The 16,862-nt window shown below is 49.4% G+C and carries 6 protein-coding genes; 3 read left to right on the top strand and 3 right to left on the bottom strand.

Features of this window, described 5'->3' with window-relative positions; all coding sequences use genetic code 11:
- Nucleotides 1-28: 28 nt before the first annotated feature.
- Entirely contained in the window at nucleotides 29-781 is a 753-nt protein-coding gene (locus tag GK091_RS26580; RefSeq protein ID WP_164043773.1) for a 4'-phosphopantetheinyl transferase family protein, read from the bottom strand.
- Between the two features lie 437 nt (nucleotides 782-1,218).
- Between GK091_RS26580 and GK091_RS26575 the strand changes: the two genes are divergently transcribed.
- From GK091_RS26575 to GK091_RS26565, 3 genes are all read left to right on the top strand, one after another.
- Entirely contained in the window at nucleotides 1,219-3,534 is a 2,316-nt protein-coding gene (locus GK091_RS26575; protein WP_164043772.1) for a T9SS type A sorting domain-containing protein, read from the top strand.
- A gap of 41 nt (nucleotides 3,535-3,575) precedes the next feature.
- Complete coding sequence (locus tag GK091_RS26570; protein ID WP_164043771.1) at nucleotides 3,576-5,015, top strand: MOP flippase family protein; 1,440 nt, start codon at nucleotides 3,576-3,578, stop codon at nucleotides 5,013-5,015.
- 93 nt (nucleotides 5,016-5,108) lie between these two features.
- Nucleotides 5,109-6,002 carry a cupin-like domain-containing protein gene (locus GK091_RS26565; protein ID WP_164043770.1) on the top strand — a complete coding sequence of 298 codons (894 nt, stop codon included), beginning with the start codon at nucleotides 5,109-5,111 and terminating at the stop codon, nucleotides 6,000-6,002.
- Nucleotides 6,003-6,015: 13 nt separating this feature from the next.
- Here the strand turns inward: GK091_RS26565 and GK091_RS26560 are convergent, their stop codons facing one another.
- Both GK091_RS26560 and GK091_RS26555 read right to left on the bottom strand, forming a co-directional pair.
- Nucleotides 6,016-10,083: a non-ribosomal peptide synthetase gene (locus tag GK091_RS26560; RefSeq protein WP_164043769.1), complete on the bottom strand. Its 4,068-nt coding sequence runs from the start codon at nucleotides 10,081-10,083 to the stop codon at nucleotides 6,016-6,018.
- Entirely contained in the window at nucleotides 10,084-16,797 is a 6,714-nt protein-coding gene (locus GK091_RS26555) for a polyketide synthase (protein ID WP_164043768.1), read from the bottom strand.
- Nucleotides 16,798-16,862: the final 65 nt, after the last annotated feature.

Here is a 16,862-nt window from a genome sequence, read left to right as displayed (position 1 = left end):
ACTCTTTAAATCTCCCACTCCTATTGGACTAGCATAATTCCAGTAGGCCACTCCCGACGGTATAAAATTCAGGAATTTCTGCGGCTAATGGATGAGCGAGGGCGGCCGCGTAATCATCCGCTACGCTAAAGCTGGTCACGGTCCAGAAACCTGCTTTCCCAATCGAATCGGACTCGGTTATATGGTCACCGTCCAATGATGGAATACGACTGAAGTCATCATCCATTCCTTTAGCCGTTGCTTTGATAAGCGCTTCTTTGCGCGTCCATAAACGATAAAATGCATCAACTGGATTAGCGCTGGCTTTAACATATTGTTGCTCCTCTGAACCAAAGCTATTCTGTAGAATATCCTGAAAAGGAAAATCGGTTATTATCTTTTCAACATCAATACCAACATTCGATCTAGATACAGCCAGTAGTATCCAGTTTGCGGTATGAGACAGGTTGAAGTGAAAGTCAGTGATGCCCGCCAACTCCGGTTTATTATTGACACCGGAAACAAATTGAATAGCGGTAGCGTGCTGACCCGTGAATTTACCAATTACAGCCTTTGCCATTGCCCGTCCGTAGACAAATCGAATCCGGTCATCTTGCCGTCGATACCGCGTTGCCCGCTCGTGCTCGTCAGACTGCAAAATCGCATATACATCACTAGGAATCAGTGCATTGCTAGCCACGTGCAATCGAAAAACAGCTAGCTTTTCAGTAAACGTACTAGCAGATAAATCCTGCCAGTCAACACCTTCTATAGTTCCGCAGGAAACGGTAACAGGCACCATAATCAATTCTGAATTTCAGCCAAAAGTAACCCTATCAATCAACTCTGACACAAAGCTAACAGTCTGACTAGTAAGCTATTTCACCTACATTAATTCCTTCTACTAATGGGTGACGAAACAGTGTCCTCATAGTCATAACTATACAATACGGTAACAACGTCACGCAGCTTTAAAGGTAAATAAGGCCGCTTCATTACGAAGTATTACACAAAAATATAGTTCTACACGACTGGTTTTACCTGGACGTATGAACAAGCCCGCTTTACACCTGGCAGGCCTGTTTCCAAGCAGTGACCCGTCGTTCGTGCCAGATCCGTTTTGTTGGTACGATAACCCGCTTATAAACCGAAATGTCTGATAGGCTAGACGTATCAGCCCGTACTATTGACAAACTGATGATCAACTGGCTATCCCACCGAATGAATTTACCCTCAACAATGAAAAAAACAGTTCTTACAGTGCCAGCTGCCTTCATTGCACTATTGATTTTTGCCCGAACGGGAGAACCTACGATTCCTCATTCAGCAACATCAATGACCATGAACTCAGCGAGCAAAATAGCAATCGATCCCAAACGCTGGTATCAGGTAAACAATGTCAGCAATGGACTTGACGGACTGTTTGATGGCATAACTGAAACGAGTGTAAACACGGGCTGGAATAAATTAATAACGAATTACGACGCTTATTACCCCCTGCTCAACGGAGAAACAATGAGCATTGAGAGTATTCGTTTTTATGATGGAGCAGGCACAAACGCCGATGCACCGATGATATTGTCGATCATTACGGATAAGTGGGAACGAATCCCGATCGCTCGCTTCACAGGGGAACGATACCAGTCATGGGTAGGTCCCAATCCTGCCCAGCCCGATGAATTCAACCTAAAAACGGCAGTAACGGGTGCACGTTACCTGGTCATCAATACGTCCGGAGCCTACCCAACCGAAATGGAATTATATGGCTCGTATCAGGCCAGCCAGGTGCCCATTTCACCTACTCCTGTACGGTCCACTCCTTTCCAGCAGGCGTTGGGCGTCAACGTATTCGAATGGAATTTTGAGGAAGGCAGTTCTCCGTGGCAGGTCGATGACAGCCGGGTCAATGCCATGAAGGCATTTTCGTCCGTTCGCCATTATATCGACTGGGAAAAACTGGAGTCTACCAAAGGTAGCTATACGTTCAACCCAACGGGTAGCGGCAGCTGGAATTACGACGCGATCTACGAACGCTGTAAAACGGAAGGCATTGAGGTTTTAGCGTGTATTAAAACAATTCCTAAATGGCTGGAAGAAACGTATCCGGAAGGCGGCCGCGATCACGAAAACGTACCAGCACCGTATGGCAGCGATCTATCAGCCCCCAAATCGTACATAGAGCAGGCTAAACTTGGTTTTCAGTTTGCAGCCCGATACGGTAGCAATAAGAACGTAAGCTCATCACTGGTGAAGGTTAGCGATGTGACGACCTGGGCTGGCACCAACCGAGTTAAAATTGGTACGGGATTGATCCGTTACATCGAATGCGAGAATGAGCGAGATAAGACCTGGAAAGGCCGAAATGCGTATCAGTCAGGCCGCGAATATGCCGCCAACTTGTCGGCTTTTTATGACGGCCATAAGAATACGCTCGGGGCAGGCGTTGGCGTGAAAAATGCCGATCCGATGATGACCGTCGTAATTGGTGGCCTGGCCGCTTCGACAACGGATTATGTTCGGGCCATGATTGACTGGTGCCGGGAATACAGAGGTTACCTGCCCGATGGTCGGGTGAATCTTTGCTGGGATGTTATTAACCAGCACTTGTACGCCAACGATGCCAAATCATCGCAAAGCGGGGGTGGGAGCCGTGGTGCTGCTCCAGAACTAGCCGGTGTAGGTGAACAGGCGGCTGCCTTTGTGGCACTGGCCCACCAGTCGGCAAACGATGTTCCGGTCTGGATTACAGAAGCCGGGTACGATGTTAACCAGGGCAGCCCATTCAAAGCGATAGTGATCGGCAATAAAAGCGTACTGGAAACACAAGCCGACTGGATTCTCCGCACCGCGCTGCTCTACACGAGAGTTGGGATCGACCGACTATTCTTCTACCAGCTCTACGACGACAACCTACAGGTCGCAACGCAGTTCAGTTCGATGGGTTTAGTGAATGGCGACAAAACCCGGAAACCAGCGGCCGACTATTTATACCAGGCTCGTCAGCTACTTGGTAACTTCCTTTATAAAGAGACAATCAGCACTGATCCAGTGGTGGACCGTTACGAACTGGATGGGCGATCGGCTTACGTAATGCTCATACCCGATGAACGCGGGCGAACGGGAACGTACAAACTGACCGTAAGCAAAGGGGATACCGTTCAGGTCTGCACTCCGAAAGTGGGCAGCGATGTAATGACACAAACGACCCAAATAAGCACGTCGGGAACGATTACCGTAAACGTGAGCGAAACGCCTGTATTCGTCATGCCTTCTTCCAAATCCACTCAGGAATCAGCCGATTTAAGTGGACTACTGGTCTACCCAAATCCAACGACCGATTTTGTTGAATTGGTGCTCGACAATGGAGCGACTATCCCTGTAGACATAACCGTTTATGACACGGCGGGACGGCAACGTTTGCAGCTAGGCTACCCTAAATCCGGGCGGACATTTAAGGAAAAAGTAGATCTGAGTACGCTGCCATACGGTCTTTATGTGCTCGACATACGACAGGGCGAAGCGCGATCAGTAAAGAAGATTATAAAAAACCGGTAGACGATTCGCTGCATCTATAGGCAAGTACAAGTAATACACATATGAGTAACACGAGTAAAGCAATGAACGGTGGGAAATGGATTACCATAGCCACTACCATATCAACCCTATTTCAATTCGTACAGGTAGCCGTATTGGCCCGCCTGCTTGAACCAACATCGTTCGGTATTGTAAGCATCAGTACATTAATCATTGGTTTTTTTCAGATATTTTCTAACCTCGGCTTTTCAAATTCAATCATCTATAAGCAGGAAAGTGACCGACAGGTTTTGTCAACTTTGTACTTTCTAAATTTACTTGTTGGGTTCGCCATTTTTATTATCATTCAATTTACTTCTCCTTATATTATCTCCTTTTATAACGAGCCAAAACTGGGTCGAGTATTACAGTTTTCGTCGTGCTATTTTTTAATCGTTTATTTCGGTCAGCTTTATTTGTTTCTTTTAGAGAAAGAATTGAAGTTCAAATCGATCGCTATTATTGATATAATTGGTACAGTTACGGGCTCCGGCGTAACGATTGGGCTAGCCTATAGTGGCTATGAAGAATTATCGTTGATAATTGGCTCCCTGGTCATGCAGGCCATTAAAGTAGTCCTGCAAATTGCTTTTGGCATTCGGTTTTTCATCCCTACGCTAGCCTTCGATCTTAGTAATATAAAAGAGCACCTACGTTTCGGTTTCTTCAACCTGGCCGATGGCCTCCTGGGATTCATGCAGGCCAATTCTGACACTATTTTTATCGGTGGAATGCTCGGCGTGAAAATGCTTGGCTACTACACAATTGCTTATCAATTAGCAGTCTATCCAACATCAAAACTCAACCCTATTATCCTGCAAGTGGCCTATCCTATTCTGGCTAAAATGAAAGATAATGTAGCTGGCCTGAAAAGATCGTACTTAAAAATTCTTGATTTTATCAGCTATTGCAATATGCCGTTGCTGGCTGGTTTATTTATCACCGCCGATAGTGTAGTACCTCTAATTTACGGTCCGGGTTGGGACAAGACAGTAGAGTTGATCTATCTGTTTGTCTTCGTAGCCATTCTTTCCTGCCTAAGCCATCCCCTGTTTACGCTGGCTTTTACAAAAGGAAAGCCGAATCTGTTGTTTTATCTGAATTTCGCTACGTTGCTGGTAAAACTCCCCCTGGTCTATTGGCTTGGCCATTCATGGGGCGTTATGGGGATCGCTGTAGCCTTTTTGCTCGCCACTCTATTTAACCTGATCGGCAATTTTATTCTTGTCCAGCACCTGATCGGAGACTTCTTTGGCAGCTTTTTGAAGGATATTATTAAGCCCACTATCTTTTGTTTAATTATGGTTAGTGTTGTTTATTCCTACAAGCAATTTGCGGGCAACATTAGCTTGATGAACACAGTAATAGAAATTCTTTTAGGTGGTCTAACCTATGCCGTATTAACACTGGCTTATAAGCTCTCTTTTACGGAAATTAAGGAGTATAAACAGGCACTCCTGTAGTACCTATTCATCAAAAATGGTCAGCATATAATTAGCATCGTAACAGCATTACCAGCACCTGAATAATCTTCTGATTTCAAACAATTAATTGGTATGGAAACTCAATCAATAGCCTCTAAGACGGCTAACAATACGATAACGAAAATAGACAAGCGTAGCAATATTTCCCGGCAGGAGCTTATTAATGAATATATCGAACCGGCTATTCCTGTTGTGTTGACCGATGCAACCAAAGACTGGAAAGCAATGGGGAAATTTAGCCCGGAATTCTTTAAAAAGAATTATAGCCACATAACTAAAGAGATCAAAGGAAAAACGTATTCACTACCCGAATACGTGGATCTAATGCTAAAATCTACTCCAGAAAATCCAGCCCCGTATCCATTTAACTTTAATATCGAACATCGGGCTCCTGAACTGTTAGCTGATTTAAAGCCCGAAATAATTTACGCCAAATCAGACCGTATCAAGCATCCATTGCTGCCCAAGTTCATGCTTAACGGAACGGAAGTCTACGAGATTTTCCTGGGCGGCAACGGTGGTTATTTCCCATTCCTTCACGTTGACGCGCTGTTTCTGCACACACAAATCACACAGTTGTACGGATCAAAAGATTTTATTCTTTATCCACCGGAGCAGACGCCTTTCATGTATCCAAGGGAAGAGAATGCAAAGATCTCTCAGGTGAACGTTTTCGACCCTAATTATGAAAAGTACCCACTATTCAAAAAGGCGACACCATTACGCGTAACTGTTGAACAGGGCGAAACGATTCTATTTCCGACAAAATGGTGGCATACGACGCAAATTCACGAACCGTGCATATCACTGGGACGTGTTCATCTGAATGCGTCTAATTGGAATGACTTTGCTAAAGACAACTATCTGTCGTTGAAGAAATATCGTCCTGGTATAGCTGGTCCGGCTTTGCTGTACACAAAAATGCTGGGGCAGCTCATCAATTTACAGGAAAAAGCTGGCGTTTAAGCCAGCTTTTTCGTCAATGGTTATCCAGCGCTTTCTGCAATACGTGGGCAAAAACCTTGTCATTAGGGGGTAACAACATCATTTCATGGTCGCCGGGAACGTCGTGTACACGAACGCCTTTTAAGGCGTATTTTTTCCAGCCCAGAAATTTATTGTCATCAACAAAATAGAGCCGGGTTTTTGCCTTGAAGAGATCGACAATCCCGTCATATGGCTTCATGGTGTAATTCTGGTACGCGGTCTCGTGTTTTTCGATAATGAGACTCAGTAAATCAAGTCCTTTTTCTGGTTCGGGTTCATCCCGCAAACCAACTGTCTTAAGCAAACCATTGACCTGACGTTCAATATACTCCTGCTGATAACGAATAGTCGAGACAGGATGCTTCAACAGCGATTTAGCGAACCAGATCATCTTGGGAAACTGCCGAAGAATTTTACGACTTAGCCGGTCTACCAGCGAATAATTTGCCTCCCACTCCTGCGCATTGGTATCGAGCATGGCCAGCATTTTCACTTCTTTGCCCATTGCTTTCAACTGACGAGCCATCTCAAGGGCCACGTAGCCACCAAACGAATAGCCAGCGATGGCGTATGGTCCCGAAGGATTCTGATCCAATAGCTCCGAATTATAAAATGACGCGATGCCTTCCATCGTATCCAGCGGCTCGTCGATACCATCCAGCCCCCGCGCCTGTAGCCCATATATAGGCTGCTCAGGGTCCATATTCGCCAGAAAACTACTGAAATTTAACAGATTCAGGCCAATGCCATGGATTATGTAAATCGGTGTTTTGTTGCCCTGTGGTTTAATCGGCACCAGCGATTTCCACTTCGTTACCGGCTTGTTTTCCTGAAGAAGCTGAGCAAGTTTGTGAATTGTCGGATACGTCAGAAGGGTCGATAAAGGCAATCGTCGCCCGGTCTCTTTTTCAAGACGCGTCATAACCTGAACCGCGATCATTGAGTGCCCCCCCAACTCGAAAAAATCCTCATGGATACCGATTCTTCCAAGACCAAGTGCCTCCGCCCAGATGTCGGTAATCAGCTTTTCTGCTTCGGTAGTAGGTTCGGCAAATCCCTTGTCCGACGACCGCAACGCACTATCCGGCTTGGGCAGGGCATTTCGATCAATCTTACCGTTGGGCGTAACGGGTAATTCCGGCAGGCTTACAAAGTCGGATGGAACCATGTAATCGGGCAGAACCGCCAGCAGTTTCGAACGCCATGTCACGACCATCGCGGCAAATAGCGCGTCGGTTATGATCGTATTCATAACAACGTAGGCGGCCAACCGCTGGTCACCGGGCCGATCTTCGCGCGCGATCACCACCGCTTCCTTGACGTCATCCTGAACCCGTAATGCCTGTTCTACCTCACCCGGCTCTACCCGATAGCCCCTGATCTTTATCTGCTGATCACTTCGGCCAAGGCAATGGATCTCGCCATTGGCCATGAACTTACCCAAATCACCTGTTCGATACATCTTACCGGCTCCCCGGCCGGCAAATGGATTCGGGACAAACTTTTCGGTTGTCAACTCGGGTCGGTTCAGATAACCCCGTGCTACGCCATCGCCAGCAATATAGAGTTCCCCAACAATTCCTTCTGGGAGCGGATTTAGTTGTTCATCCAGAATGTAAACCTGCGTGTTGTTAATAGGCCAGCCAATCGTGATAATTTCGTCAGTCGCCAGAATCTGCTTACCTGTCGAGTAGATGGTTGTTTCGGTTGGCCCGTACATGTTCCAGAGCGAGCTGCACCGTGCCGTAAGCTTCTGAGCCAGGTCTTTTGACATAGGTTCGCCACAACACAGCACTTTGAGCGGCAACTTCTCGTCCCAACCGGCAGCCAGCATCATCTTCCAGGTTACTGGCGTCGCCTGCATAATGCTTATTTGCGAAACCATTGAGGCACCAGTTTTGACCGGCTGTTTGAGAACGTCCAGAAGGGCCCGGCCATCCTTTGCGGTTTCAGCATCAGTCAGCACCAACGTTGCTCCTACCAGTAGTGGCAGATACAATTCCAGACCAGCGATATCAAAGGAAACCGTCGTAACGCCCAACAGCACATCCTGATCCGTTATACCGGGCAGCGTAATCATGCTATACAGGAGGTTGACGAGGTTTCTGTGTTCGATCAAAACGCCTTTAGGGCGACCCGTAGAGCCTGACGTATACAATATGTAAGCCAAGTCTTTACCCGTAACAGTGACGGTGGGTTCGGCTTTAGAAAGAGTCTGGGATTGCGCCAGCAGCGATTCAATGACAACCTCTCTGGATCGATGATCCATCCGTCCAGCGTATTTTTTGGCGGTAATGACCAGTTGTGCTGACGAATCGTCGAGCATAAACGCAATACGATCCTGCGGGTAAGCAGGATCGATGGGAACATAAGCTGCGCCAGCCTTGAGTATAGCCAGCAAGGTAATGAGCAGTTCGGGCGATCGGTCTAAAATCACGCCGACTACATCACCAACCTTTATTCCACTGGCCTGAATGGATCGGGCAACCTGATTGGCGGATTCAGTCAATACCTGATAGTTCAGGTGCTGCCCATTCGATATCAGTGCCGTTTTTTCAGGGTATAAAGCCGCCGTCTTCGCCAGTAATTCGTGTAGGGCGGTATTCTCTGGATAGTCGGCAACGGTGTTGTTCCATTGCGTTAGTTTCCGGAGCAGGTCGCGCTGATCGGTTAATGGGATATGATCAATACGCACCCCCGGATTGGCGACCACAGTTTCCAGGATACTGGTAAACTCAGCCACCATCCGATCAATCGTATCAGGCTGAAATAGCTGCGTATTGTACGAGCATTCCAGGGTCAGCGACGTTGCCGACGAGCCGCTGATGTTGATGAACAGATCAACGGTTTCAAACTCACGGGCGTTATTGAGCAGTACATGCTCAAGCCCAAAGAAATCGACGCCATTATCCAGCCCAATATCCACATTGAAAATGACCGGCACCAATGGCACTCTCGATGCATCCCGACTAATCGGTAGTCTTTTGAGTAGGCTACCAAATGTTAACCGCTGATGCTCATACGCATTGAGTACGGACTCTTTACACTGCGTCAGAAAAGACTGAAACGTTTGCTCCGGTCGTAAGGAACTGCGTAGCGGCATCAGATTTACACAATGCCCAACCAACCGAAGGTGTTCAGTAGCCGACTGACCGGCAGCGGGCAACCCCAGCGTAATGTCATTCTGCCCGGAGAGCCGGTGCAGTAACACCTCAACTGTGGCAATCAGGGTTGTTACAAAACTACTCCCGGCTTTTATACCCATCTGTTTCACCAACAGCACTAAAGCATCGTCTAGCGGATAGTCGCGCCGATTACTTTTGTAGGTGCGCATGACTGGTCGGGGGAAATCCGTTGGCAGCTCAAGGACGGGCACCGACTCACGGTATTGGTCAACCCAGAACTTCTCGATCCGTCGGTATTCCGGACTCTCAATAAATGTAGCTTGCTCAACCGCGTAATCGCTGTACTGCGAAGGCTCGGGCAAGTTAGGTACGATGCCTTTTGCATAGGCAGAGTACAACTCGCTCAGATCCTGGAGCAGGATGCCTATTGACCAGCCATCACAAACGATATGATGAGCCGTTATAATGAGCAGATGCTCTGTAGAAGTTACTTTTATCAGACCGGCTTTTATCAACGGTCCGTTCAGCAGATCGAAAACATGAAGGGCATCCTGTTGTATATAGGTAGCTACCGTTTGTTTCTGCTTCGCTTCCTGTTCATCGGAGCAGTCGATGTATGCTAACTGGATCGGCACAACCTGAAACACACAAACCTGTGTTCCATCAGCATTGAATGATGAGCGCAGTGATTCATGGCGACGGACCAGTGCCAGCAAAGCCCGTTCCAGAGCAGATTTATCTAGTGTTCCGTTGAGCTTTAGTGAAACCGACTCATTATAGGCTCTACTGGCATCGTCGCCACCCAGTTGGCAGGATGTCCATATTTCTTCCTGTGACTCCGTAACTGGAGCCAGTCGCAAAAGTTCAGGCCCTACAAATGGATCGAAGTCAACTTCAACGAACGTAATATCGGTGTGAGAAGCACTTCTGACCATTCAGATTTCATTTAATTTGACCTGCAAGTATTTACCGGGGCGATCTGGGTTGGCAACAAACCAGGCTGGATTTCCGGCCTGATCGCGCCCCAGCCGGGCTCCCGGAACAGGTGGTAATTCGCCGGTAAGGGCAACTCCCGCTTCGTGCACTCTGGTTGTCAGTAGCGGAGCAGCCACAAAAAAACCGGTTTCGATCAATTCGTTGACACTCCGGGAGAATCGATCAATGATCGTATCGATCTCCTCATCGGTATGAGCCTCGGTCAGGAAGCAGGGAAAGCCATCCCAGATGTGAATGCCTTTTTCGCGCATCAGTGTAAACAGTAGTTCACCGTATGCGATATCTTCCTTAAACTTGATTTTCCAGAGCGAGCCAAACTGCGCAACAACCAGCGGGATTTGCTGACGGTCAATAATTGCGTTTAAGGCATCGGCCAGTCGCTTCGTCTTCTGCGTTAGCGTCTGTTGCAGTGATGCTCCCTTCTCCTTCATATACTCCAGAGACGCTTTGGCCGCGGCTAACGCCAATGGGTGCCGAACGAACGTACCAGCAAAGTACGTAACCCCGACTTCAGGCACAGAGCTATCGCCATACTGCCAGAAACCGCCGTCGAGCGCGTCCATAAACGCCCGTTTACCAGCAATGACACCGATCGGTAAGCCAGCCCCGACAACCTTACCGTAGGAAGCAAGATCGGCTTTAATACCGAACAGGGCCTGGGCACCCCCCGGATGTGTTCTAAAGCCCGTAATCACTTCATCGAAGATCAACGCTGTACCCGACTCTTCGGTGATTTTACGGACCTGCTTCAAAAATTCGACAGGCACAAATTCCGGACGGCGGCTTTGTACGGGCTCAACCAGTACGGCAGCCAGTTCATGCGCCCGTTCACGAATGATTTTCAGTGTCTCATCCGTGCCATAGTCCAGAATCAGCATGTTCTGAACGGACTCGGGCATGATACCGGGCGCAGCCGGAAACGATTTCAATTTCTTGGTACCACGAACCAGTACCTCATCGGCAATACCGTGGTAGGAACCCGAAAAGGCAACGATCAGCGAACGTCCCGTTACCGTACGGGCAATCCGCATCGTACCCAGCACAGCTTCCGAACCCGTATTACACAAGGCGGCCCGATCGGCCCCCGTCAACTCGCAGACCAGCTGGCTTACTTCACCGGCCAGCTCATGCTGTGGGCCAACTTCGTAGCCATTTTCGATTTGATCGTGTAACGCCTGTTTGATCAGATCAGGCTGATAACCAAACATATTTGAGCCAAATCCATTCAGGGCATCGATGTATTCATTCCCATCGATGTCCCACAGGCGACTTCCTTTCGACCGGTTAACAACCAGCGGATAAACAATTTCTTTGGTCAATGGCCGGAACCCAGATACCACCCGCGGATCGGCCATGTGTGTGCGATGCTCCTGCGCATAGGCTTTACTCTTCCCAGTTTTCTGGTTATACCGGCGGGTTAGCCGCTCCAGAAAAAACTGCTGCTCATCCGTCAGTTCCGACACCTGCCGTTCGATTCGGGCGGTGGCCCCGAACGGTTTCTTGTGTTCTATTTTCTCTTCAGGCGTTAAGTCAGCCGTATCAGCTTTAGCTACGTTTACAGTGACTGATTCGGTTTTGGGAGCCGGCTGTTGCGCCATTGCATTGGTTGCTGGTACGGGCTGTGCTATAGGCGCTACTGAAACGGGCGTTGCCAGTGCTCCTCCCTGCAACAGCGCAACCTGCTTGGCAAGTAACTGGAGCTGTTGCGCGACTAATCCCAATGCGGAGTCATTGACCGAAATCGGAACCTGTACCTGATCCATTACGGGTACGGTATAGGTCTGAACAGGTTGTGTATAAACTGGTGCTTGCGGAGGAACCGCAGCGGGTAGTTCAGCCGTGGGCAATATAGTATCGAGATAAGCCGCCAGCATGTTGGGAGTTGTGTACTCACTCGTCAACTGCCGAAAGGTTATCGGTACGTTAAATTCATTTTTTAAGGTAATTGCAACCTGTGTCAGCAGCAATGAGTCAAGACCTATTTCCAGGAAACTCATGTCAGGAGTAATTCCGTCCATATCAATGCCTGATGCTTGTTCTAATAGTTCGTTGACCCTAGTGATTAACATGTCTTTTCTCATACTAGTCTCTGTAATCGGTGAGGAGGTAGATAATGAACAGGTAGATAATTCGGTATGCGTAGCTATATTGGAAGGAACCGTTACGGGTAGTTGCTCCACAACGGGATCGATCCAGCACCGCTTTCTGTTGAATGCGTACGTTGGTATGGTCACTTTCTGCCGATGCTGGTTCGCATAAAACGTCGTCCAGTCTGGGGCTAGTCCGCTAAGGTATACTTGTCCAAGTGTTGTTAAGAGGGCCTGGTACGCGATCGTTGTATCCGGTTGATTAACCAGACCGGCCAACACCGTAATGGGTCGATTGGTCGTTTGCTGACGGGCCAGCGTTGCCGTTACATGGCCAGGCCCGACTTCAAGCAGAAGCGGATTTTCCAGCTCGATAACGGTCGCAATCGCATCGGAAAACCGCACTGTCGCCCGTAAATGATCGGCCCAGTAAGCAGGATCGGTTGCCTGAGCATCCGTTAGCCAGGAACCCGTTACTGTCGATACAATTGCCTTCTGTGGACGGTTCAGCGTAATCTGACTTACAATCTTCTCAAACTCGCCAACAACGGGTTCCATCATCGACGAATGGAAAGCATGGCTGGTTTCGAGCGGTTGATTCAGAATTTCCTGATCATCGAGCTGCCGGGCAAAATCAGCAATATCCTCGTCGGGACCAGCCACCACGCACAGCTTGGGACTGTTGATGGCCGCCATTGACAAACCCGTTGGCATCATGGCTTGTACAGTCTCCGCATCCATACGCACCGACAGCATACTCCCGCGCGGTTGTTCACTCACCAGGCGGCCACGGGTAGCGATCAGCATCAGGGCATCGGCCAGCGTGAAAATTCCGGCTAGGTGAGCCGCCACAAATTCGCCGATGCTATGCCCACAGAATACCGAGGGTTCAATGCCCCAGCTCATCCACAATCGCGCCAGCGCATATTCTGTAACAAAGAGGGCAGGCTGCGTATAGCGCGTGTTTTTCAGCCGCTGTTCAGCCTCTACATCCAGTACTTGCGAATAAATAACCGGACGAATATCAACGCCCGACTGCGTTAGCAACAGGTCCGCACACTCATCCACCGCTTGCCGGAACACAGCCTCCTGCTCGTAGAGCATACGGCCCATGTTCAGATACTGCGCCCCCTGTCCGGGAAACATGAAGACGACTTCACCGGGAGCTTCCTTAACCGTTTTCGCCGTCGATGATACAATCGTCTCAGCCGAAAGCTTTTCGATCAGCTCAGCTGTAGTTGCAGCTACGGCAAAACGACGGTGTGTAAAGTCAGCCCGGGTTGTCTGCAACGTAAAGGCCGCATCGGCCAAACTCAACTGGGTGTTCTGCCGGAACGCATCAGCTAAACGGCTGGCATAAGCCTCACGACTCACCAAAGATTTAGCTGACCAGGTTACGAGTTGAACGGGTCGCCCGGTTTCGGATACAGGGTTCTCGTTGGCAAACTCTTCCAGAACAACGTGTACGTTGGTGCCGCCTACGCCGAACGAACTGACACCTGCCCGTCGCGGATTATGCTGACGAGCGCCCGTTGGTTGCCAGTCGGTCAGTTGCGTATTGACAAAGAATGGCGTATCGGTAAAGTTTATGGCCGGGTTGGGCGTCGAAAAGTTAAGCGAGGCCGGAATCTGTTTATGGTATAGCGCCAGCGTCGTTTTGATAAATCCGGCAACACCAGCCGCCTGCGTCAGGTGGCCCATGTTGCTCTTGATCGACCCAATCGCACAATACTGTTTTTCGGTCTGTTCACCGAATCCCATTGTCAGGCCATCCAGTTCGATGGGATCGCCGAGTGGTGTAGCCGTGCCGTGGGCTTCTACGTAGCTGATCGTTGCCGGGTCAATGTCGGCATCGGCAATGGCCATGGCGATAGACCCAGCCTGTCCTTCGGCATTCGGCGCGGTGAAGCTTCCCTTTCCGGCTCCGTCGTTATTGACACCAATGCCTTTTATTACGGCGTAAACCGTATCGCCATCGCGTTGGGCATCCGCCAGACTTTTCAGTAATACAACACCCGCTCCATCACTAAAGACGGTCCCTTCACCTTTTGCATCGAATGATCGGCAATGACCATCTTTACTGAGCATGGCCCCCTCCTGATACAGGTGACCGCTGTTGATCGGGGCCGTTATGCTGGCACCTCCCGCCAGGGCCACGTCGGTTTGGCCACTTCGAATGCTCTGAACAGCCTGCGTTATGGCCAGTAGGGATGTCGAGCAAGCCGAATACACGCTTACGGCTGGTCCTTTCAGGTTCAGCTGGTAGGCCGTGCGGGACGCGATATAATCTTTCTCATTCAGCGTCATCACCTGAAAACTACCAATCTGATCGACCAGATCTCGATTGGTAAGCACATTGTTCAGGTAGTACGAATTATTCCCGCAACCCGCGAATACGCCAACACGACCGCTATAGTGTTGCGGCAGATAGCCTGTTTGCTCCAGTGCTTCCCAGGCAATTTCCAGGAAGATGCGCTGTTGCGGGTCCATCAACTGTGCAACCGTGGGCGCCAGACCAAAAAACGGCGCATCGAACTGATCGGCATTGGCAATAACGCCCCTCGCTTTTACGTAGAGCGGATCATTTTTAAGTTTGGCCGGTATCGTCGGGTCCAGTTCTTCGTCCGTAAAGAATCGGGTCGTTTCGCGCCCCTGTTTTAACAGATTCCAGAACTCATCGATCGTTGTTGCGCCCGGAAAACGACCCGCCATGCCAATGACCGCTACATCTGCCTGATCGGCAGAAGCACCTTCTCCTTTGGACTGACGTTCGGTTTTCGAGAGCCTAGACGGCGCCGATGGTTGTAGATACCGCGTAATGCCCTCTACGGTTGGGTATTGATAAAGCTTGGTGACGGGAAGCGTATACTGCTTCTCTTTTAAGGCCGCCACTATTTTCTGAGCCAGCAATGAATTGCCCCCCAGTTCAAAGAAATTATCGTCCAGCCCAACCTTGTCCAGCTGTAATAGATCAGCCCATATAGCCGCAACGGTCCGCTCGATTTCGGTTTTGGGCTTCCGGTAGACAACAGCTAACTCCGGCCGTTTCTGCTCAGGGTTGGGTAGTTTTTTCTTATCAACTTTACCGCTGGTGGTTTTGGGGAAATCATCCATCCAGACAAAAGCTGATGGCATCATGTAGTCGGGCAGTCCTTGTTCCAATGCCTTCCGCACCCCCAAGCTGTCCTGATGATCGGTGGTAGAGACCAGGTAAGCGACCAATCGCTTATTACCGTCGGCCCCTTCTCGGGCAACGACAACCGCTTGCTTAACGCCATCGATCTGGTTGATAACTACTTCCAGCTCACCCAGTTCGACGCGGTGACCACGAATTTTCACCTGATCATCCCGGCGGCCTAAAAACTCGACAGTACCATCCGGCTGATAACGGGCCAGATCACCGGATCGGTAAACACGGATTTGTGCCTGTTCCGGGAGTGTTAGCTCGATAAATTTTTCGTTCGTCAGTGCTTCCTGATGCAGATACCCTTCCGCCAGGCAATCACCAGCAATCAGCAGTTCACCCACCTCGCCATCCGGCAGTAGGTTCAAACGCTCATCCGCAATAAGCAACCTGACATTATCAATGGCCGTACCGATCGATGGCAAGCCAGGCCACTCGGAGGGGTTACCCGCTAATTTTAGCTGGCTTACCACATGGCATTCCGTTGGGCCATACTGATTAAACAGGACACAATCGGGAAGAGACGAAAAGAACTTTACCAGCTGGGGCGTAACTTTCAACTGTTCGCCCGCCGTCATAATTTCGCGCAGTGCCTCCGGAAAACGCTGGGTACTGACAGCCGCTTCGGCCAGATATTGAAGCGCCACAAAGGGCAGAAACAACCGGTTTATCGACTGCTCGTCGATGAATGTCAGCAACGCATTCAAATCCAGCCGCAGTTCTTCGTCGATCAGGAAGAGCGTTCCGCCCGTACTCAACGTGGCAAAAATCTCCTGAAACGAAACGTCGAAACTCAAGGGTGCCAGTTGTAGCGTTCGGCTATGCAGCGTTGCCTGCGAGTTTTTAGCCTGCCACTGCAATAAATTCAGCAGAGGACCGTGGCCCATGCTAACTCCTTTTGGCTTACCGGTTGAACCGGACGTGTACAGAACGTAAGCCGTAGAGGCATGCCTGTTCGGGCTATGTGATATGGAATGGGTTTCAGTCGCCGATGAGATAACGTGAAGACCACCTATGCGTTCGAATACAGGTGCATCCTGCGTCGTAGCCAGACAGGTTTTTAGCCCCGAGTCACTACAGATCTGCTGTAAACGCTGTTCGGGATAGGTGGGATCAAGGGGTAAATAGGCTTTTCCGGCTTTCAATACGGCCAGAACGCCAATGACCATCTCCAGGCTACGGGTGCTGCTTACACCGATCAGGTCTGTCTCAGGGTCTACCTCCAGAATAGCCTGACACACGGCATCCGCCTGCTCGTTTAGTTCTTGGTAAGTTGTTGTCTTTCCACCAAGAATTAAAGCAACAGCATCGGGGTGCGTATGGGCAGTCTGCTCAACAAGTTGATGAACGTACTGGGGAACGATGAAACCCTTGTTTTCCATGTTAGTACAGCTAATCAAATCAGGAACCGGCAACCACCTGATTCCACTACCAATCGTGTGCTACA

The sequence above is a fragment of the Spirosoma agri genome (genome assembly GCF_010747415.1).
In the GTDB taxonomy this organism is placed as follows: domain Bacteria; phylum Bacteroidota; class Bacteroidia; order Cytophagales; family Spirosomataceae; genus Spirosoma; species Spirosoma agri.
The sequence above is the reverse complement of the archived record's forward strand: the minus strand, read 5'-3'. Positions and strand labels throughout refer to the sequence as shown.

Bases quoted from the DNA above. Each gene is read 5' to 3' on its own strand.
- GK091_RS26580 (WP_164043773.1), bottom strand. From the start codon at position 781: ATGGTGCCTGTTACCGTTTCCTGCGGAACTATAGAAGGTGTTGACTGG.
- GK091_RS26575 (WP_164043772.1), top strand. From the start codon at position 1,219: ATGAAAAAAACAGTTCTTACAGTGCCAGCTGCCTTCATTGCACTATTG.
- GK091_RS26570 (WP_164043771.1), top strand. From the start codon at position 3,576: ATGAGTAACACGAGTAAAGCAATGAACGGTGGGAAATGGATTACCATA.
- GK091_RS26565 (WP_164043770.1), top strand. From the start codon at position 5,109: ATGGAAACTCAATCAATAGCCTCTAAGACGGCTAACAATACGATAACG.
- GK091_RS26560 (WP_164043769.1), bottom strand. From the start codon at position 10,083: ATGGTCAGAAGTGCTTCTCACACCGATATTACGTTCGTTGAAGTTGAC.
- GK091_RS26555 (WP_164043768.1), bottom strand. From the start codon at position 16,797: ATGGAAAACAAGGGTTTCATCGTTCCCCAGTACGTTCATCAACTTGTT.